This window comes from Planktotalea sp. (genome assembly GCF_018607965.1).
GTDB lineage: Bacteria > Pseudomonadota > Alphaproteobacteria > Rhodobacterales > Rhodobacteraceae > Planktotalea.
In genome coordinates this window covers 66,217-85,170 of sequence record NZ_JABBAM010000035.1, presented here as the reverse complement: position 1 = coordinate 85,170, position 18,954 = coordinate 66,217, and the positions used below count along the sequence as shown (strand labels likewise).

16 protein-coding genes are annotated in these 18,954 nt (G+C 52.7%); 7 read left to right on the top strand and 9 right to left on the bottom strand.

Going from position 1 to position 18,954, the window contains the following annotated elements; all coding sequences use genetic code 11:
• The 7 genes from bamA to pyrH all read right to left on the bottom strand — a co-directional run bounded on the left by bamA (nucleotide 1) and on the right by pyrH (nucleotide 8,275).
• Nucleotides 1-2,349 (bottom strand): outer membrane protein assembly factor BamA, encoded by a 2,349-nt coding sequence (gene bamA, locus QZ279_RS02845; RefSeq protein WP_293447662.1) that lies wholly within the window; start codon nucleotides 2,347-2,349, stop codon nucleotides 1-3.
• A 383-nt stretch (nucleotides 2,350-2,732) separates the two neighbouring features.
• Nucleotides 2,733-4,076, bottom strand: a complete 1,344-nt coding sequence (gene rseP, locus QZ279_RS02840; RefSeq protein ID WP_293447661.1) for an RIP metalloprotease RseP — start codon at nucleotides 4,074-4,076, stop codon at nucleotides 2,733-2,735.
• Nucleotides 4,077-4,124: 48 nt separating this feature from the next.
• Nucleotides 4,125-5,291, bottom strand: coding sequence for a 1-deoxy-D-xylulose-5-phosphate reductoisomerase (gene dxr / locus QZ279_RS02835; RefSeq protein WP_293447658.1), 1,167 nt, complete (start codon nucleotides 5,289-5,291; stop codon nucleotides 4,125-4,127).
• A 9-nt stretch (nucleotides 5,292-5,300) separates the two neighbouring features.
• On the bottom strand, nucleotides 5,301-6,116 hold the full coding sequence (locus tag QZ279_RS02830; RefSeq protein WP_293447656.1) for a phosphatidate cytidylyltransferase: 816 nt from the start codon (nucleotides 6,114-6,116) through the stop codon (nucleotides 5,301-5,303).
• The gene (gene uppS, locus QZ279_RS02825; RefSeq protein WP_293447779.1) at nucleotides 6,113-6,838 is read right to left on the bottom strand and encodes a polyprenyl diphosphate synthase; all 726 of its coding nucleotides are present in this window, start codon (nucleotides 6,836-6,838) and stop codon (nucleotides 6,113-6,115) included. The genes QZ279_RS02830 and uppS overlap by 4 nt, the downstream gene beginning before the upstream one ends.
• A 34-nt stretch (nucleotides 6,839-6,872) precedes the next feature.
• Nucleotides 6,873-7,436 carry a ribosome recycling factor gene (gene frr, locus QZ279_RS02820; RefSeq protein ID WP_293447653.1) on the bottom strand — a complete coding sequence of 188 codons (564 nt, stop codon included), beginning with the start codon at nucleotides 7,434-7,436 and terminating at the stop codon, nucleotides 6,873-6,875.
• 104 nt (nucleotides 7,437-7,540) lie between these two features.
• Nucleotides 7,541-8,275, bottom strand: coding sequence for a UMP kinase (gene pyrH / locus QZ279_RS02815; protein ID WP_293447652.1), 735 nt, complete (start codon nucleotides 8,273-8,275; stop codon nucleotides 7,541-7,543).
• Between the two features lie 132 nt (nucleotides 8,276-8,407).
• Here pyrH and miaA point away from each other — a divergent pair, with 132 nt between their 5' ends.
• The 6 genes from miaA (at nucleotide 8,408) to QZ279_RS02785 (ending at nucleotide 16,727) form a co-directional block, all read left to right on the top strand.
• Nucleotides 8,408-9,283, top strand: coding sequence for a tRNA (adenosine(37)-N6)-dimethylallyltransferase MiaA (gene miaA, locus QZ279_RS02810; RefSeq protein WP_293447777.1), 876 nt, complete (start codon nucleotides 8,408-8,410; stop codon nucleotides 9,281-9,283).
• 98 nt (nucleotides 9,284-9,381) lie between these two features.
• Nucleotides 9,382-10,200 (top strand): AraC family transcriptional regulator, encoded by an 819-nt coding sequence (locus QZ279_RS02805; RefSeq protein WP_293447649.1) that lies wholly within the window; start codon nucleotides 9,382-9,384, stop codon nucleotides 10,198-10,200.
• 244 nt (nucleotides 10,201-10,444) lie between these two features.
• On the top strand, nucleotides 10,445-12,118 hold the full coding sequence (locus QZ279_RS02800) for an ABC transporter substrate-binding protein (protein ID WP_293447647.1): 1,674 nt from the start codon (nucleotides 10,445-10,447) through the stop codon (nucleotides 12,116-12,118).
• 130 nt (nucleotides 12,119-12,248) lie between these two features.
• A complete protein-coding gene (locus QZ279_RS02795) occupies nucleotides 12,249-13,334 on the top strand; it encodes an ABC transporter permease (RefSeq protein ID WP_293447645.1) in 1,086 nt (361 codons plus the stop codon).
• 12 nt (nucleotides 13,335-13,346) lie between these two features.
• Nucleotides 13,347-14,537, top strand: a complete 1,191-nt coding sequence (locus tag QZ279_RS02790) for an ABC transporter permease (protein WP_293447642.1) — start codon at nucleotides 13,347-13,349, stop codon at nucleotides 14,535-14,537.
• 105 nt (nucleotides 14,538-14,642) lie between these two features.
• Nucleotides 14,643-16,727: an ABC transporter ATP-binding protein gene (locus tag QZ279_RS02785; protein ID WP_293447639.1), complete on the top strand. Its 2,085-nt coding sequence runs from the start codon at nucleotides 14,643-14,645 to the stop codon at nucleotides 16,725-16,727.
• A 74-nt stretch (nucleotides 16,728-16,801) separates the two neighbouring features.
• On the opposite strand, the gene QZ279_RS02780 is transcribed toward QZ279_RS02785, so the two are convergent.
• Together QZ279_RS02780 and QZ279_RS02775 are read right to left on the bottom strand one after the other, a co-directional pair.
• Nucleotides 16,802-17,356, bottom strand: a complete 555-nt coding sequence (locus QZ279_RS02780; protein WP_293447636.1) for an AraC family transcriptional regulator — start codon at nucleotides 17,354-17,356, stop codon at nucleotides 16,802-16,804.
• Complete coding sequence (locus tag QZ279_RS02775; protein ID WP_293447633.1) at nucleotides 17,320-17,787, bottom strand: hypothetical protein; 468 nt, start codon at nucleotides 17,785-17,787, stop codon at nucleotides 17,320-17,322. The genes QZ279_RS02780 and QZ279_RS02775 overlap by 37 nt, the downstream gene beginning before the upstream one ends.
• Before the next feature lie 121 nt (nucleotides 17,788-17,908).
• On the opposite strand from QZ279_RS02775, the gene QZ279_RS02770 reads away from it, so the two are divergent.
• Nucleotides 17,909-18,954: hypothetical protein (locus QZ279_RS02770; protein WP_293447630.1), on the top strand; the 1,046-nt coding region annotated here is incomplete at its 3' end.

The following is an 18,954-nucleotide window of genomic DNA, read 5'->3' as shown; positions in this document are numbered from 1 at the left end:
TTAAAACTCAGTCGAAATCGACAAGTCGAACGTCTGTTCTTGGTCACCAGTCTGTTTAGATATTGCTCTCGAAAAATTGAACCGCAATGGGCCGATCGGTGTGGTCCAGAAAATCGATGCACCGATCACTTGGCGCGCCTTGAACCCTTCGTTGATCACATCAGCATTGCTTTGATCCAACGACCAGAGCGAGCCAATATCATAGAACACACCACCTGAAATCCCGTATTCCTCAGGCAGACCAAGTGGGAATTCTGCTTCAAAACGCGCGACAGCGAACATGTTGCCACCCAACGCATCATTTACCGCGCCATTCACTTCGCGCGGTCCAATGCCACTGGCTGCAAAGCCGCGCATAACGTTTGATCCCATGAAAAAACGCTCTGTAGACCGGCTCGCTCCGCTTAGATAGTTCAATGCGCCACCCTCAAGAGTTGCGCGCAAAGTCACTTCTTCACTGAAAACTTTGGTCTGGGCAATCGCTTTTGCAGTCGATCTGACGAATTGGTTTTTGCCACTGGTGCCACCGAAATCTTGGCCAAACTCTAGTAAAACACCCGCATTCGGGTTTAAACCTGTGCGACGCGTGTCATAGCTATAGGTATAGCCAAGCGAATTAGACCATTCTTTGCCACGCGCCACTTCAGAGGTGATCAATGCCCCTGCCGTTGTACCGACCTCTCCCATTTCAGCCAAATCAAGTGTGTATCGAAGCTGGACACGACCATTTTCAGAAACAGGAAATTCAAGTGAAGGACGAAAGCGCCCCAAATTTGTATCATAGACTGCATTTTGGTTGTCAGTTTCGACATAAGACAAAGCAAACCCGAAACGAAGATCGCGACCAAGAAACGCTGGTTCTGCAAAATTAAAAGAATACTCGCGATTTGCGACACCCGTGGTCACAGCTAGATTGAGCTGCTGGCCGCGTCCCAGGAAATTGGTTTCGCTGTATTTAATGACTGCACCCGGTCCAGTGGCGCTTGAGTATGTGCCACCAAAGGAAAGTGATCCGGTCGTCGTCTCTTCGACATCGACGTCAATGACCACTTGATCAGGTGACGACCCTTCACGCGCTTCGACCTCTGCCTGTCCAAAGAAACCAAGCGCACGAACACGTTCCGCACTTTCGCGAATTTCACGAGGATTAAAGGGATCCCCTTCAACAATTCGGAACTGTCTACGCACAACGCGATCAAGGGTACTTGCGTTGCCTTCAATGTCAATGCGTTCGACAAAGACACGCGGGCCACGCACCAGAGCGAATTCGACATCCAACGTTAGATCTCGATCATTGCGTGAAATACGAGGTTCGACACGTACAAAGTCGAGGCCTTTTTTGTTTGCCAAACGCTCAAGCCGCGCAATCGAATTTTCAACGAGAGAGGGTGAGTAAACCACACCAGACTTAATTTTCAGAGCAGCCAGAAATTCGGCTTCATCCGCATCTGCAATTTCAGAAACCGTCGTGATTGCACCGAATTTGAACTGCTGTCCTTCTTCGACATTAAACGTCACAAAGTATCCGTCGCGCTCACGGGCAAGCTCGGCGTTGACACCCGTCGTCCGGAAATCCACGTAACCGCGGCTAAGATAGAAATCGTTCAAAACCTGCTTATCGAATTCGATACGGTCCTCTGCGAACGTGTCGCGCTTTACCAACGCACGCAAAAGGCCCGCTTGCTTGGTTTCCAGAACGCGGCGCAACCGACCATCTGAATAGACTTGGTTCCCAACAAAACCAATGCGTTCAATCTCTGTAAGGCCACCTTCAAAAATTTCGAAAACAAGATCGACACGATTGTCAGACCGTTGGATAATACGTGGGCTAACTGTCGCAGTTAGACGGCCCTGCTGGGAATAGGCGGTCGCGATGTTGGCCGCATCACGTTCAGCAACAGTTGGATTGAACACACGACGTGCTTGGCTTTGGACGATAGACGCCAGATTTTCATCTTTAAGGCGCTTGTTACCCTCAAATTTTATACGGTTGATCGTCGGAAATTCAGTGACCTTAATCACCAAACGGCTCCCGCGAGGTTCAATATCGACGCTTTCGAACAATCCGCTCTCTTGAAGCCGTTGGAAGGCTGAATTCAGGTCTGATCCAGAGACGTTCGCGCCACGGGCGATTCCTGCATAAGACAGGATCGTCGATTGCTCGATTCTCTGATTGCCTTCGATTGCAACCGAATTGAACCTATATTGCTGTGCGTGCGCAGCAGTTGGTAGCGCTACGTAAGCCACTGATAACCCTAGGGCAATCGTCGCAACACTTGTTTTCAAAGAACTTGCTCGTGTAGCGCGTTTCGCGCGACGTTTTTCGCCGCTCGCATTATTATTGATCATGACACCGTTCCAGCAGAAACCCCAGTTGCAATCTGACTAGCTTGGTTGGGTCATGTTGTCAAAAGCGGATCGGCTATTTCTCGCAGGATCGCATGCCTAGAAGTATCTACAAAATGAAGGGGTTGGCAGAGGTAACGGACGCCACATAGACCGAAAGACCCAGGCACAGACCAAGCATCCCAAAGTATACGAAGCGGTCCCAGTTAAGCTCAATTAGGAAGCCAAGACTACGCGTGGTGGTCTGGATCAGTTGCATCGAGAAGCCTCTTTTTTGCGCAAAATGCGTGAGGGGTTCAGTTCGTAATCGAAACCCTAATAGGCAAATGGGGCTAAATCTGGGCATTGTTGAAAAAGAACAGGGTTAGCCCCCTTTTCCGCAGACCTTATGGGCAGAATAAATCATTGCTCAAAGCGAACACCATCAGCGATAGGATCATTGCCAAACCGGCCATCATAAAGACACGCAAAACGCGTTCGTTTGGTGGCTTGCCTGTTACCACCTCATAGGCAAAGAACACGAGGTGGCCACCATCCAGAACAGGGATCGGGAACAGGTTCAACAGGCCAACAGCCGTGGAAAGCACCGCAATGAACCAGATAAAGCTGCTCGCGCCCTGACTGGCCATTGCACCAGACGTTTGCGCAATTCCAATCGGGCCAGACAGATTGCACGAACTGATCGCACCCGTCACCATGTGATACATGCCCGACAGCGACCCTTCGATGATCCGCTTGGTTTGCAAGGTTGCAAGGCTAATAGATTTCCCCAGACCCGTTGGCTGCGTCGCAGGTTCAAAGAACAAGCCACCCGCAACACCAATGCGCCACTGTGTAATGAACGTATTGTCGGCTTGTGGTTCATCAACACGCTTGGCAGATAGCGTCACCTGACGCGTTTCGCCCGCATTCCATAGGTCCAATAGCAAGAGTGCTCCATTGCCGCCCTCAACCGCATCTTTTAGTTGCGAGAACGCATAGGATGGTTCGCCGTCAATAGCAGTGATGACGTCGCCAACCTTTAAACCCGCCGCTAGCGCCGCTGATTGCGGGGCGACTTGAGTGATCAATGCGGGATATGGATATGGACCTGTGACGTCTAGCTCTGTGTCACCACGACCCACAGTGTAGATCACGCTGGCGGTTTTGGTGATATCAGCTTCTAGGGCTGTGAACCCTTCCCCATCGTTAAAACTTGGAACTTGAATGCCATCAATTGCGCGCAACTCATCGCCAACTTGCAATTCTTGCACAGCTGGCATGTCGCGCAGCGCGCCAACTGTCAGCGTGTCCGTAACTTCGCCACGCGAAAAGATAACCGCAGAAAAAATGATGATCGACAGAGCAAAGTTAAAGACAGGACCCGCAGCAACCGTTGCAGCGCGCGCCCAAAGTGGAGCACCCGGCATCGTTGAGCGACGTTCTTCAGGCGTCATTTCACGTACGGCCTCCCCATCAGGCGCACTGGCAGCATTCGCATCGCCTTTGAACTTAACGTAGCCGCCAAATGGAAGGGCTGCGAACTGCCAAAGCGTGCCGCGTTTGTCGACACGACTGAACAGAACCGGACCAAACCCAAGCGAGAACACTTCTGCGTGAATGCCAGACCACCGTCCGACAATGTAATGACCGTATTCATGAATCGCGACAATGATCGACAGAGCCAACACAAACGCCAAAAGCGTCCAGATCACACTGCCAAATTGCGGCAAAAGTCCAAGAATATCCATATTTTCACGTCCTTTTGCTGCTCTCACGCCCTCTGATGTGGCGCTTTGCTACTGCTTGGCGATGATGTCGTCGGCAGTCTTACGTGCCAGATGGTCCATCTCTAGGACGCTATCAAGGGACATTTCGGCATTTGTGAGGCTGGATTGGGCAGAAAGACGGGTAAGGACCTCTTCGACCACCTCCGCCATTTGCATAAAGCCGATGTGTTCGGAAATAAAATGATCAAGCGCGCGTTCTTTGGCGGCATTGAAAACAGCGCCTGTATGACCCCCAGCAGCCATAACGTCGCGCGCGAGGCGCAAAGCAGGCCAGCGTTTTTCATCGGGATCACGAAATGTGAGTTGTGACAGCGCGGCAAGATCAAGCCGCTCAACTGGCAGGTTTCGACGTTCGGGCCAGTGCAATGCAAACCCGATCGCGTGGCGCATATCGGGCGGCCCCACATGCGCCATAAGCGCACCATCATTAAAGCCAACAAGCGCATGGATCATGGATTGTGGATGGACCAAAACTTCAATGATACTTGGATCAACCTCAAAAAACTCTCGCGTTTCAATGACTTCGAGCGCCTTGTTGAACATCGACGCACTATCAATCGTTATCCGTTGCCCCATGTCCCAATTAGGATGGGTTGCCGCCTGTGCAGGTGTCGCCGTCGCTAGTTTTTCCATCGGCCAATCGCGAAAAGCACCACCTGATGCGGTGATAATGATCCTCTCGACCGTGTTGATATCCTCGCCAATCAAGCCTTGGAACACTGCGGAATGCTCACTGTCGACAGGTAAGACACGTGCGCCATGTTTGTGCGCAGTCGCTTTGACCAGAGCCCCGGCACAAACCATGGATTCCTTGTTCGCCAACGCGAGTGCTGCGCCCTGCTCAAGCACTTTAAGTCCAGGTGCCAAACCAGCTGCACCAATGATTGCCGACATCACCCAATCCACGGTTCGCGCGGCGGCATCTTCAAGCGCGTTTGGCCCTGCCGCGGCTTCCACATCGCTGCCCGCTAAGGCCGCCCGTAAATCATCAAGTAGAGTTGGATCAGCCGTAACAGCAACCTGTGCACGCAGATCAACAGCATCTTTGGCAAGTTGGGCGATGTTGCGCGCCCCTGTCAACGCGACAACATCATACGCATCAGGTGCGCGTTTGATCAAATCAATCGTGTTTTGCCCAATCGACCCCGTGGCCCCAAGAATAGACACCTTGCGCATATTTATAATCTATCCAGCAACCGATGGAAAATTCACAAAGAACTCGATGATGATCAGCAAAAGCGACGCACCTAGCATTCCGTCAAAGCGATCCAAAAGACCGCCGTGCCCTGGAATAAGGCTGGAGCTGTCCTTAACACCAACGTGTCGTTTGATCGCACTTTCGGCAATATCGCCAAGCTGTGATGCAAGTGCGACCGCGACAGAGATATAAATCACATTGGGTCCAACATTGAAGAAGGATACAAACACCAGCCCGACAAGACCAGCACCGAACCAACCAGCAACGGTGCCCGACCATGTTTTCTTGGGGCTAACGCGTGGCCAGAACTTTGGACCGCCAAGAATACGCCCCGCAAAATAACCGGCGACATCTGTAACGATGACGACAACAAGCAGCCACGCCATCCAAACAATGCCATAGTCGTCGCGCAGCGCAATCAGGCTATAACCTGCAATCAGAATAAACGCGGTATAGCTCATGAAAATGCGCCGCCCCGTGAAAGGTCGCGCGCCAGAGCGCAGAATCGAGAAACCAACGCAACTGGGGGCAATCAACATCGGCAAAATCAGCGTGGCATAGGGCGCATAGCTTGCCGCGAATAAAGCGCCCCCACTCACAAAGGCCAGCCACATTGCCATTTGTGCATCCGCACTGCCCAGCATGCGAACCAATTCCCAAACCATCAATCCACAGGCCAGAGACACGAATAAGTGCACCCACAGGCCACCCACCCAAACGACAGCGATACCAATCACAAGCATTGCAAGTGCGCTCAGAAAGCGCGGAACCAAATCACCCCATTTGGACGCGACATCGCTCATACGTTTACAGCGCCAAAGCGTCGGTCACGCTTGCCGTATTTAGCTGTAAGCGTTCCAAATTCCTCTGCGGTAAAGTCAGGCCAAAGCGTGTCGATAAACTCATACTCTGCGTAGGCCGATTGCCACAAAAGAAAATTAGAAATGCGCGCTTCGCCACTCGTACGAATAACCAGGTCTGGATCTGGCAAAACGTATGTATCCAAGTACTTTGGCAGCGTTTCTTCATCCACTTTTTCAGGGTCAAGCTTGCCACTTGCGACGTCTTGCGCAAGCCGTTTGGTTGCGCGAGCCACTTCATCACGGCCACCATAATTCAAAGCAATCGTCAAATGTACCAAATCATTGCAGGACGTCATCTGTTCCAGATTGTCCATCAATTCAACAAGCTTTGGGTTAAGACGAACGCGATCGCCAATAAATCGAACGCGCACACCCTCATCGCGCAAAGCGCGTGCCTCTTTGGTGATGTAGCCCTGGAATAACTTCATCAGGCCCGAAACTTCGACCTGCGTACGCTTCCAGTTTTCCGTCGAAAACGCGAAAATCGTCAAATATTTAACACCATTCGGCGGGCACGCTCGCAAAATTTCACTGACCCGCCGCGCACCTGCATGATGCCCAAACAAGCGTGGTCGCCCTCGCATCTGCGCCCAACGCCCGTTGCCATCCATGATGACAGCAACATGTTGTAGGCCCGAAGCTGACGGCGTTTCAGCTGCCACCGCTTGAGAGAGTTTGCCGGCAGTTTTCACGCTCTTATACCTGCATAATCTCGGCTTGTTTGGTATCCAAAGCTGCATCCACAGCCTTGATCGCCTTATCTGTCAGGTCTTGAACTTCGGTTTCCCAAAACTTTTGATCATCCTCGGACATGCCGTCCGCTTTGGCCTTTTTGATTTGATCCATGCCATCACGGCGCACGTTGCGACAAGACACGCGTGCGTTTTCAGCATAGGTTGCAGCGACTTTGGTCAGCTCGCGGCGGCGTTCTTCGTTCAGTTCAGGGATTGGCAGCATGATGATCGTACCATTTAGCTGAGGATTGATCCCCAAACCACTCTCACGAATAGCTTTTTCAACTTTCTGAACAAGGCCTTTGTCCCAAACATTGACCGTCACCATCCGGGGCTCTGGAACGTTAACAGTTCCAACCTGATTGATAGGCGTCATGCTGCCATAGGCATCGACCATAACGGGATCTAGCATGGCACCAGACGCACGCCCTGTACGCAAGCTGCTGAACTCTGTCTTTAGGCTTGTCATCGCGCCATCCATGCGGCGCTGCAAGTCGTCGGTATCTAGAAGAAAATCGTCTGCCATTTTGCCCTCAATTCATCCCTGAATTTTCTTTTATGTCTAAGCCACTCATGGCCGAATGTATAGCGCGCCCTGATTAAGAGCACGCTGTATTTACCCCGAAACGACTAGCCTTGAACCCGTGTATACGTTCCACGCCCCGCAAGAATGCCTTTAAATCCACCAGGTTCATCCAATGAAAACACGATGATCGGCAGGTTGTTGTCGCGCGCCAAAGCAATCGCAGAGGCGTCCATTACGCCAAGGCGTTTTTGCAGCACCTCGTCAAATGTAACTGTATCATACCGCTTGGCATCATCATGTTTTGCGGGGTCTTTGTCGTAGACGCCATCGACCTTGGTGCCTTTAAATATCGCTTCGCAGGCCATTTCATTGGCACGCAGCGTCGCAGCAGTATCGGTGGTGAAATACGGATTGCCCGTGCCAGCCGCAAAAATGCAAACGCGCTTCTTTTCAAGGTGACGCACGGCGCGGCGACGAATGTAGGGTTCCGCGACCTCGTTCATTGTGATCGCTGAAATGACACGCGTGTGGATGCCAAGATCCTCTAGAGCGGATTGCATCGCAAGGGCGTTCATTACCGTGGCAAGCATGCCCATGTAATCGGCCGTCGTGCGCTCCATCCCTTGGGCAGATCCTTGAAGCCCGCGGAAAATGTTGCCACCACCGATGACCATGCAAATTTCGACGCCCATATCTTGAACTGTTTGAACTTCGCGTGCGATGCGCGCAACGGTTGGGGGATGTAGCCCGAACCCTTGATCTCCCATCAACGCCTCCCCTGAAATCTTAAGCATGACGCGTTTGAACGTCGTTTCGCCGTCAGGATTGGCATCGGTCATAGGGCACTCCGAAAGATTTGTAGTATCGCGCCTAAAATGCCTACAATCGACGCATTGTTCAATCACTCATCCTTGCTTATTGTGCAAAATGATCGACCACGCGGCGAATGACGAGACAAAGCATTGTTAAATATAGATATTTCTTCCATTTCGCCTGAGCAACCTGTTTTGATCGCGGGGCCAACAGCGTCTGGAAAGTCGGCTTTGGCGCTAGACATTGCGCAAGCGCAGGGCGGAGTGATCATCAACGCCGATGCCTCGCAAGTGTTTGAAGGGTGGCGTGTTTTAACCGCGCGCCCAAGTGCGAAGGAGGAATCGCGCGCACCACATCGCCTATATGGTCATGTACCGTTTGAAGCCTCGTATTCTGCTGGCGCTTGGCTACGTGATCTTGTGCCATTGTTGAACGACACTGGAAATCGCCCCATTATTGTCGGTGGAACCGGGCTATATTTCGCGGCTTTGACAGAGGGTATGGCCGAAATTCCGCCGACGACAGACCAGGTTCGTGCAGAAGCGAATGGGATGCGAACGAACGGCCTCTTAAGTGCGATGATCACTGATTTGGACGAGGCAACGGCGGCAAAGATCGACCTGAAAAACCCGATGCGCGTGCAAAGGGCTTGGGAAGTCCAACGCCAAACAGGGCGGGGCTTGGCGGAGTGGCATGATGCAACGCCGCCCCCATTGTTACCGTTAAGCAAGACCAAAGCCTTGGTGCTGGACGCCGACACAGATTGGCTAAACGAGCGGATCGCGCGCAGGTTCGGCCAGATGATCAGTGGCGGGGCCTTGGACGAAGCCCGGGACAATCTGGGCCGGTTCAACCCCGACCTACTGTCTTGCAAAGCGATTGGAGCCCCTGAAGTGACCGCCTACCTTAGAGGGGAAACAGGTTTGGACGAAGCAAAGGAATTGGCGACAATCGCGACACGTCAGTTCGCCAAGCGACAACGCACGTGGTTTCGTGCCCGCATGAAATCATGGACCCATATCTCACTACCATAGAACCAAAACTGTCACGAAATTGCACATTTTCCAAAGAAACCACTCAGCTTATTAGTTGATTTCTTTCCTTTTACCCACATTTTTGCTTATGTTGCAGTATGATTGAAAACCAGAGCTTTACCGCCGCCCCGCCCGCCGTTCTGACGATTGCACAACGTGCGCCCAACGCATCTTGGCGGCTTGGCTTGGCACATTCACGCGCTCAACACATGCTAATTTGGGTCACGCGTGGCTCTGCGCGCTGCGTTGTGAACGGGCATGGCTCTGCTATGAGCAGCCATAACGCGCTGTTCGTGCCGGCGGGTACACTGTTTTCATTTACATTTGAATCGTCGTGTTTTGGCCAAACGGTCGCCCTGCCCCCAAGTGAGCGCATTGATTGGCCAGACATGCCGATGCTCTTGCACGTGCGCGAACCCAAGGCACAATTGAAGTTGACGCATTATGTCGAAGAAATTCAAGCCGAGGCGTTAGATGCGGAACCTTTGGCCCGTGTTGCCGCACAAGCGCATGCCCAATTGATGATGATTTGGGCGCACCGGTACCATTTGCAAAGAGCGCCAGAGCGCACCACAGCCACACAACGTCTTTTACGCGCATTCTGTGCTTTAATCGTTCAATCCGAAACCAAACCCATCGGAAATGGAACGATGGCAGACTACGCTGGGCAGCTTGGTGTGACGCCCACGCATTTGACCCGTGTTTGTAAGTCAAGCTGCGGCGTAACGGCGGCCGACCTTTTGACACAACACACCCTACAACGTGCTCGTCGAATGTTAGAAGATGACGCGTTGAAAGCTGTCGATATCGCGATGCGCCTCGGCTTTTCTACGCCTGCCTATTTCACGCGGTTCATCAAAACCCATACAGCTCAAACGCCTTCTTCACTCAGGAACGCGGCGAAAGCGAATAGATAGACACTCTCGATTAAGTTTACGTAAGGTAAGGTTCTTTTCGAGGCTGCATTCAAAGCCAATGTCGCTTATCTACGCCCAACAGGTCGCATTCAGACTTCACTTTTTCGAAAGGTGAATTGACGTAGCGCAGTTTCTAGTGCCGAATGATGCGACTTGGGGAGAGCAACGAAAGCGGCAGTCACTGTCACTCACACACGGTGCCCCCCCCCCCAACAAAAAAGAAAAGTGTCACAGGGAGAAAATAATGACGCATGAGACAATTAACGGCAAGCCCGTCCACTCGGCTGCCAAAATGTACGCTGATGAATTTAAAGCAGGTCTTCTGGATCGCCGCGAATTCCTGACACGTGCTTCCGCCTTGGGCGTCGCAACAAGCGCGATCTACGCAATGGGCGGTCTCACTCAGCCCGTTCACGCTGCTGCACACGCCAAACAAGGCGGCACGATCCGCATGCAAATGGAAGTGCGCGCATTGAAAGACCCACGCACGTGGGATTGGACACAGATCGCTTTCGTCGGCAACGGCTGGCTTGAGTATCTGGTTGAATATGACTCAGATGGCTCGTTCAACGGCTGGCTCGCAGAGAGCTGGGAAGTCAATGCTGACGCCACACAATACACATTCAACATCCGCAAGGGCGTTAAGTGGAACAATGGCGACGAGCTGACAGCCGAGCACATTGCTTATAACTTCGACCGCTGGGCAGAAGGCGAAGCTGAGGGTAACTCCATGGCCGCGCGCGTTGACTCGATCGTTGACCCGGAGACGAAGAAGGCCATCGACGGCGCAATCGAAGTTGTGGACAGCCACACACTGCGTTTGAACCTGCGTCAGCCAGACATCACGTTGATTCCAGGCATCGCGGATTATCCTGCGGCGATCATGCACCCCGATGACAACCCAGAAGACCTTCTGGCCAATCAAATCGGTACAGGCGCTTACAAGAACGACAGCCACGAAGTTGGCGTTAAGTCCGTTCTCGTGCGCAACGAGGGCCACGACTGGTGGGGCTATGCAGAGGGCAAAGGCGCCTTCCTTGATCGTATCGAGTTCATTGACTACGGCACAGACCCATCTGCGTGGGTTGCGGCGGCTGAATCCGATGAGATCGACACGATCTATGAAAACGTTGGCGACTTCGTTTCCGTTTTTGATAGCATTGGTTGGAACAAAGCCGAATTGGCGACAGGTTCAACAATCGTTGTTCGTCCAAACCAAGCTGCAACAGATGCAGACGGCAAGGTCATTTTTGAAGACAAGCGCGTCCGTCAAGCGATTGCAATGTGTGTGGACAACGCGGTTCTTCTTGAGCTGGGTAACGCTGGCCAAGGTGTCCCTGCTGAAAACTGCCACGTTGGACCAGTTCACCCAGAGCACGACGCATCCGTAACCCGTATTCCGCATGATCCAGCAAAAGCCTACGCGCTTATGGAAGAAGCGGGCATGGCGGATTATGAGTTCGAACTCCACTCCATCGACGATGACTGGCGCAAGAACACAACGGACGCGGTTGCAGCGCAAATGCGTGATGCAGGCATGAAAGTGAAGCGTACGATCCTTCCTGGCTCCACATTCTGGAACGACTGGACGAAGTATGCCTTCTCTTCCACAAACTGGAACCACCGCCCACTGGGTACTCAGGTTCTTGGTCTTGCGTATAAGTCAGGCGTTGCTTGGAACGAGTTCGCTTGGTCCAACGCTGAATTTGACGCGCTTCTGGATGAAGCCAACTCTATTGCGGATGCTGCCAAGCGCCGTGAAGTGATGGGCAAAATTCAGGCCATCGTGATCGAAGAAGGCGTGACGATCCAGCCATACTGGCGTTCAATCTACCGCCACACGCGTCCAGGCTTTGTCGGAACTGACATCCACATCGCATATGCGTCCCAGCTCTATAAGTGGGCTGTAGAAGCGTAAGCTGACCTAACCAACAGGGCCGCGTCTGATTTTTCGGGCGCGGCCTTTCTTTTTAAGCGGGTCATTGTCGATGATCTGTACAAATGACGGGCCAACAATGGTCTGCATAGCCTTATCAACAGGGGCACTCATGGGACTGTTTATTCTTCGCCGTTTGGGGGTCATGATCCTCACGGCAATCTGCCTGACGTTCATCGTCTTCTTTCTGACCAACCTACACCCGAACCTTGAAAAGCTTGCTAAGACGCAAGGCGAAATGCGTATGAGCGACGAACAAGTCGATCGCTGGCTCGCAAATCGGGGCTACGATCAACCTTTGCCGATCAAATACGGTGAATGGCTTGGGGTTTGGCCGTCCAAGATTATCGAAGTCGACGATGGCCGTGCGTACGGACGTTGCCTTCAGACTGGCGTGTCTATCGCAGATACACCGCGGTTTTGTGGCGTTATCCAAGGCGACTGGGGATTTTCCACAGTCTTTAAGGACGAAGTATCCTCCATCGTTGCCACACGGCTGAGCCTGACGGGCAAATTGATGTTTTGGGTGATGATGTTGATGATCCCGTCTGCCCTGCTTATCGGTGTCCTTGCGGGCATGCGCGAAGGCAGCCGCACGGATCGATCCCTGTCTACAGTTTCAATCATTACGACGGCGACACCGGAATATGTGTCTGGCGTTATATTTATCGCACTGTTCGCCGCATCCGCGTCGCCACTTAATCAGTGGCTTGCGTCAATGGATTGGATCGAAGGACGCACCTTGTTCAAAGGCACCGCGACCTCGGCCATGGAGAATGCAAACTTCAACAACTTCTTCCTGCCGGTTCTGACGATCTCGCTTTATGGCATGGGGTATATCGCCCGTATGACCCGTGCCTCGATGGCCGAAGTCATGACGGCGCAATACATCCGCACAGCACGTCTAAAGGGTGTCAGCTTTCCCAAAATCGTTGTGAAGCACGCCCTGCGTAACGCGCTGATTGCACCTTTCACGGTGATCATGTTGCAGATCCCGTGGCTGCTGAATGGTGTCGTAATTGTAGAGACCCTGTTCAACTACAAAGGCTTTGGCTGGGTGTTGGTTCAGGCCGCAGGCAACAACGATATCGAATTGCTGCTTGGTGTTTCTGTTGTGTCGGTGATCGTTGTTTTGATCACTCAGCTGATCTCTGACATCGGCTACGTATATCTTAACCCACGTATCAGCGTCAGCTAAGGACATTTGGAAATGGAACCACTTTCTTGGGGCGGAATTTTCGCCGGTATGTTCGTCCAGCTGATCCCTGTTTGGATTGCGCTGATCGTCACTTTCACAGTCTCGATTTACTATAAACGTAAACTCGGACTTTACGGTAAGCTGTTTGACAGCACCATCGGCATGATCGGCTTTGCGTTGGTCATGTTCTGGGTCTTTGTCGCGGCCTTGGGATCGATGGACATGATCCTGACACATGATCCTTTAGGTCAAGTGTCAGGGATGAAGAACAAACTGCCAGGCACGCCACTGCGCGGCGCACAAGATGGGGATTACGCCCATTATCTGCTTGGCGGTGACAACCTTGCGCGCGACATCTTTAGTCGTGTCATGTCAGGGGCCACGATTGTTATCCTGATCGCGCCTTTGGCGACGCTCTTTGCATATATGGTTGGGATTACACTTGGCCTGCCCGCAGGTTACTTTGGCGGCAAGTTTGATACGTTGTTGTCATTCGTTGCAAACCTTGTGCTCGCCTTCCCAGTGATCTTGTTGTTCTACTTGCTGGTCACACCTGAGATCGTGAACACGGGTCTGCCGCAGTATATGGCAATCGTGTTGTTCTTCTTCCCGCTTATCTTCTTCTCGGTTCTGATCAACACACGACTGAAACAACAGCCACAAAAGAACGTCATTTGGCTATGTGCAGTCCTGATCCCACTGGCGGTTATGTATGTGGTTACGATCAACGCACCGAGCACAAAGATCGATATTCTTGGTTCTTTGGATTTCTTCAATCCAGCGGCTGGTATCTTGGTTGTGTTTGTGTCGGTTGTTTTCGTCAACTCACCCACAGTGTTCAGAATTGTGCGGGGTCTCACGCTAGACATCAAACAGCGTGATTATGTGGCAGCGGCGCAAACACGTGGTGAAGGTCCTTGGTACATCATGCTTTGGGAAATCCTGCCAAACGCACGTGGCCCACTGATCGTCGATTTCTGCCTACGCATTGGTTATACGACCATTCTGCTTGGAACACTTGGTTTCTTTGGCCTTGGTCTGCCACCCGAAAGCCCTGACTGGGGCAGCACGATCAACGACGGCCGTAAGCTTTTGTCGATCTATCTGCACCCTGCTTTGCCGCCTGCTTTTGCATTGCTGTCGTTGGTCTTGGGATTGAACCTACTGGCGGACGGGCTTCGCGAAGAAAGTTTGCGCGATTGATTTCATAGGGTGGACGGGGGGCCAGCCCCCTCGACCCCCGAGATATTTATGGAGAGAGGAAACCTAAAAAGGGTTTTCGCTTTCTGCTCCAAAGGGAGAAGTGACATGGCAAAACTGGATTATGACGGGCCAATCCTAGAGATTGATAAGCTCTCGATTTCCTTCTTTACGCGGTTGCGCGAAATTCCAGCGGTGATGGATTTTTCGGTAACGGTTCAGCCCGGTGAAGCGGTCGGATTGGTTGGTGAATCTGGCTGTGGTAAATCTACCGTGGCTCTGGGGGTGATGCAAGACCTTGGCAAGAATGGTCGCGTTGTCGGCGGTTCGATCAAGTTCAAAGGGCGTGACCTGTCAGAAATGAGCCCTGAAGAATTACGCGACGTGCGCGGCAATGAGATCGCGATGATCTATCAAGAGCCGATGGCGTCCTTGAACCCCGCGATGAAGGTCGGCCGTCAATTGATGGAAGTTCCGATGATCCACGAGGGCATTGGCGAAAAAGAAGCCAAAGAGCGCGCTTTGGATGTGGTCACCGATGTAAAGTTGCCCGACCCTGCGCGCATTTTAGACAGCTATCCACATCAGTTATCGGGTGGCCAGCAGCAGCGTATCGTAATCGCGATGGCGCTGATGTCCAAGCCTGCATTGTTGATCTTGGACGAACCGACAACCGCACTGGATGTGACCGTTGAAGCCGCCATCGTTGAGTTGGTACGCGATTTGGGCAAGAAATACGGCACATCGATGCTGTTCATCTCGCACAACCTTGGTCTGGTTCTAGAAACATGTGACCGGATTTGCGTGATGTATTCCGGCGAAGCGGTCGAACGCGGATCCATAGAGGACGTGTTCGACGAGATGCAGCACCCCTACACACAGGCGCTATTCCGTTCGATCCCATTGCCCGGCGCAGACAAGAACAGCCGTCCATTGGTCGCAATCCCTGGCAACTTCCCCCTGCCCCATGAACGTCCAATTGGTTGTAACTTTGGCCCACGCTGCGACTATTTCGAAGCTGGCCGATGCGACCAAGGCGACATCGCCATGGTTGGTGTGCACGGTAATGATCGTCACGCAACGCGCTGCTTGAGGCACGAAGAGATCGATTGGAACGCCCCTATTGTTTTGGGTGAGCAGAAGGTCAAAGGCGAGATTGGCAAGGTCGTCCTAAAGATGGACAACCTTAAGAAATACTACGAAGTGTCCGCGAACGCGCTGTTTGGCGGGGCCAATAAGAAGGTCGTAAAAGCCAACGAGACGCTTAGTTTTGAAGCGCGCGAATCTGAGACGCTCGCCATTGTGGGCGAGTCCGGTTGTGGCAAATCGACCTTTGCCAAGGTGCTCATGGGTTTGGAAACCGCGACAAGCGGTGAAATCCTGCTCGACAATCAAAGCATCGGCAACACACCCATTCAGGAACGCGACACGAAGACCGTTGCAGACGTTCAGATGGTATTCCAGAATCCGTTCGATACCCTGAACCCGTCTATGACAGTGGGTCGTCAAATCATCCGCGCGCTTGAAATCTTCAAAATCGGCAACTCCGAGCCCGAGCGCCGCAATCGCATGCTTGAGTTGCTCGACTTGGTGAAATTGCCGCGCGAATTTGCGGATCGTATGCCGCGACAGCTTTCTGGTGGGCAAAAGCAACGCGTCGGTATCGCCCGCGCCTTTTCTGGGGGTGCGCGTATCGTGGTGGCGGATGAACCTGTGTCAGCGCTTGATGTATCGGTCCAGGCAGCCGTCACGGATCTGTTGATGGAAATCCAGCGCGAAGAGAAAACCACGTTGTTGTTCATCTCGCATGATCTGTCGATCGTGCGCTATCTGAGCGACCGCGTAATGGTCATGTACCTTGGACATGTGGTTGAACTTGGTACGACGGATCAGGTCTTTTCGCCACCCTATCACCCCTATACCGAAGCACTGCTATCGGCGGTTCCAATCGCGGATACAAGCGTGAAGAAAAAGCACATCGTGCTTGAGGGCGATATTCCATCAGCGATGAACCCTCCGCCCGGTTGCCCGTTCCAAACGCGCTGCAATTGGAAATCTCAGGTCCCCGGTGGCTTGTGTGATACGGAAGTTCCAGCAATTCGGACGCGTCCAAATGGTCACCAACTCAAGTGCCATCTAAGCGACGAAAAGCTGGCTGAAATGGAGCCCGTCATCCAGATTGCGGCCGAATAGTCCGCATCTTTGGTCTAAATAAACCTCGGGTGGAGTTTGCAGGCGCAAATGGGGGTTGGTTCCCCCCCTGCATCCTACCCGAGAAATGCGCGCGGCGTTTTACCCGTGATACGCAAGAATTCGCGGTTGAAATTCGACTTGGTATTAAAGCCGGCACTCAACATGGCCTCGGTCACGCTTTCGCCTGCCTCTAGTGCAGCACAGGCCGCTTGGATCCGGCGCGCATTGATATAACGCGACACGTTTTCACCCGTCACGCGATTGATCGCGATGGATAGCGTTTTGACGGGCAAACCCAAGCGCCGTGCTAGTCGGCTGAGGGTTAGATCAGGATCTAAATACAAGCGCCCCTCTTCAACCAATGCATCAAGCCGAGCCATGATTGTTGTGTCCTCTTCACTTGGACCAACCTCGACTGGTTCGGGCACGTCAACCAAAGCGTCTGGTAAATCGCGCAAACTGCGCGACAGGCTTAAAGCGACCATCACCAAAAGTAATCCAGATGAACTGAACGCAATGATCAGCGACGCAAAGTGCGCCATCCCAGCGATCATCACCCCCGCGATTGCGACGTCACTCAATCCCGATGCGATCAAGGCGATCCCGATCCAGCGCCAAATGCGCCCCATTGATCGCCGCTTTCAAAGCGAGGCCGTGGCAACGCATCAGCGCCGCGTGACACCGTTACCAAGATCGCGATGCCGTAGCCGAAATAAAGCAGCGGAATCATCACACCCAATGCATAGGGCTGAACTATTAATGCCAGCACCGCTAAAAGAGGTGGCGCAAAATGGAGCACTTCACGTCCAGCACGTTCTAACCCTGAGCGCCGTAAACCGATCCAAGCCAAGGGCGGAATGCAGCAGGCCAAGACGGGTTGTACCATGCGCAATTCGCTGACCCCGTGATGCAAAACCAACGCAATAAGCGCTGATTGCAAAGCACATAGCCCGACTAAGCCGCTCAACGCAATGATCCGTTTTTGGGACAATACCAGCGAGGCGAATAGAAACCCAAGGATCAAGGCGCCGATCATCGGGATGGGCAATGTTGGCAGCATGAAACGCTCCAAAAGGACTAAAACCGGTTTGAGAACGTCCCAAAACGTGTTTCAGGACGCATTAAATCAAAGACGCGCGCATCACAGATCCATCGCAACCATGAAACGAATGGATAGACCAATGACATTGAAGACATTTATCACCCGCACTGCCCTGACCCTTGGCACTGGCACCGCGCTTTTCTTTGGCACCGCTTGGGCGCTTTCAACAGAGACACGCGCCATTCCCGAGACGCAAGTTGGCTTTATGACGATGCCTTTGGATGTTGATCATCGTGACACAGCGTTGGATTTGCATATTTGGTATCCCACCGATGCCACAGGCGACGCTGATCTCATAGCGCAGAATGCGTTGATGTATGGATTTCACGCACATCGCGATGCGACCCCTCGCGCGGGCACATTTCCTTTGGTTGTTCTCAGCCACGGTTCTGGCGGACGCATGACGCAGATGGCGTGGCTTGCAACCGCGCTGACCCAGCAAGGCTACATCGTTGCTGGTGTTAACCATCATGGCACCACATCCATGGACAGCGATCCCCATCGCACGATTGAAATCTGGGACCGTCCTGCGGATCACAGTGCGATCCTTGATGCTTTTGAAGCTGGGCCATTGCGCGGCATTACAGCTGACATGGGCGATATCACCAGTGCTGGGTTCTCGCTTGGGGGGCACACGGCCTTGGCGCTTGCTGGCGTGCGCGTTCAGAAATCGGCCTATATTGAATACTGCGATGAAAATGCAGGCATGCTTGATTGTGGATGGATGACCAAGGGCGGCGTTGATTTCAACGACATTGATGCCCCGCGCTATGAAGCGTCTCTCAAGGATGCACGCATCACTGCAACCTTCGCGATTGACCCTGCTTTGCCACAGGCCATGACGACCGACAGTCTTGGCGCGATGGCCCTTGCTACGCTTTTGCTGAACTTGGGCGAGTACCCACAGATGCCTGCTGGAATTGACGCCGCGCAGCTTATGGAGCACTTGCCAGATGCAAAGCACGTTGCCTTTGCAGGATCATGGCACATGAGCGGGATCGGTGAATGCGCGCCCTTGGTACGTCTTATTATCGGCGCATCTGGCTTCTTTACAGGTGAGACGAACATCTGCGGCGAAGCCGAACGTCATCGCACGATCATTCAAGAAGAAATGTTAGAAGAAAT

Coding starts and splice junctions, on each gene's coding strand:
- QZ279_RS02785 (WP_293447639.1), top strand. CDS start 14,643: ATGGCAAAACTGGATTATGACGGGCCAATCCTAGAGATTGATAAGCTC.
- dxr (WP_293447658.1), bottom strand. CDS start 5,291: ATGCGCAAGGTGTCTATTCTTGGGGCCACGGGGTCGATTGGGCAAAAC.
- bamA (WP_293447662.1), bottom strand. CDS start 2,349: ATGATCAATAATAATGCGAGCGGCGAAAAACGTCGCGCGAAACGCGCT.
- pyrH (WP_293447652.1), bottom strand. CDS start 8,275: ATGACCGATGCCAATCCTGACGGCGAAACGACGTTCAAACGCGTCATG.
- QZ279_RS02795 (WP_293447645.1), top strand. CDS start 12,249: ATGGGACTGTTTATTCTTCGCCGTTTGGGGGTCATGATCCTCACGGCA.
- rseP (WP_293447661.1), bottom strand. CDS start 4,076: ATGGATATTCTTGGACTTTTGCCGCAATTTGGCAGTGTGATCTGGACG.
- QZ279_RS02805 (WP_293447649.1), top strand. CDS start 9,382: ATGATTGAAAACCAGAGCTTTACCGCCGCCCCGCCCGCCGTTCTGACG.
- QZ279_RS02830 (WP_293447656.1), bottom strand. CDS start 6,116: ATGAGCGATGTCGCGTCCAAATGGGGTGATTTGGTTCCGCGCTTTCTG.
- frr (WP_293447653.1), bottom strand. CDS start 7,436: ATGGCAGACGATTTTCTTCTAGATACCGACGACTTGCAGCGCCGCATG.
- QZ279_RS02800 (WP_293447647.1), top strand. CDS start 10,445: ATGACGCATGAGACAATTAACGGCAAGCCCGTCCACTCGGCTGCCAAA.
- QZ279_RS02790 (WP_293447642.1), top strand. CDS start 13,347: ATGGAACCACTTTCTTGGGGCGGAATTTTCGCCGGTATGTTCGTCCAG.
- QZ279_RS02780 (WP_293447636.1), bottom strand. CDS start 17,356: ATGGGGCGCATTTGGCGCTGGATCGGGATCGCCTTGATCGCATCGGGA.
- QZ279_RS02775 (WP_293447633.1), bottom strand. CDS start 17,787: ATGCTGCCAACATTGCCCATCCCGATGATCGGCGCCTTGATCCTTGGG.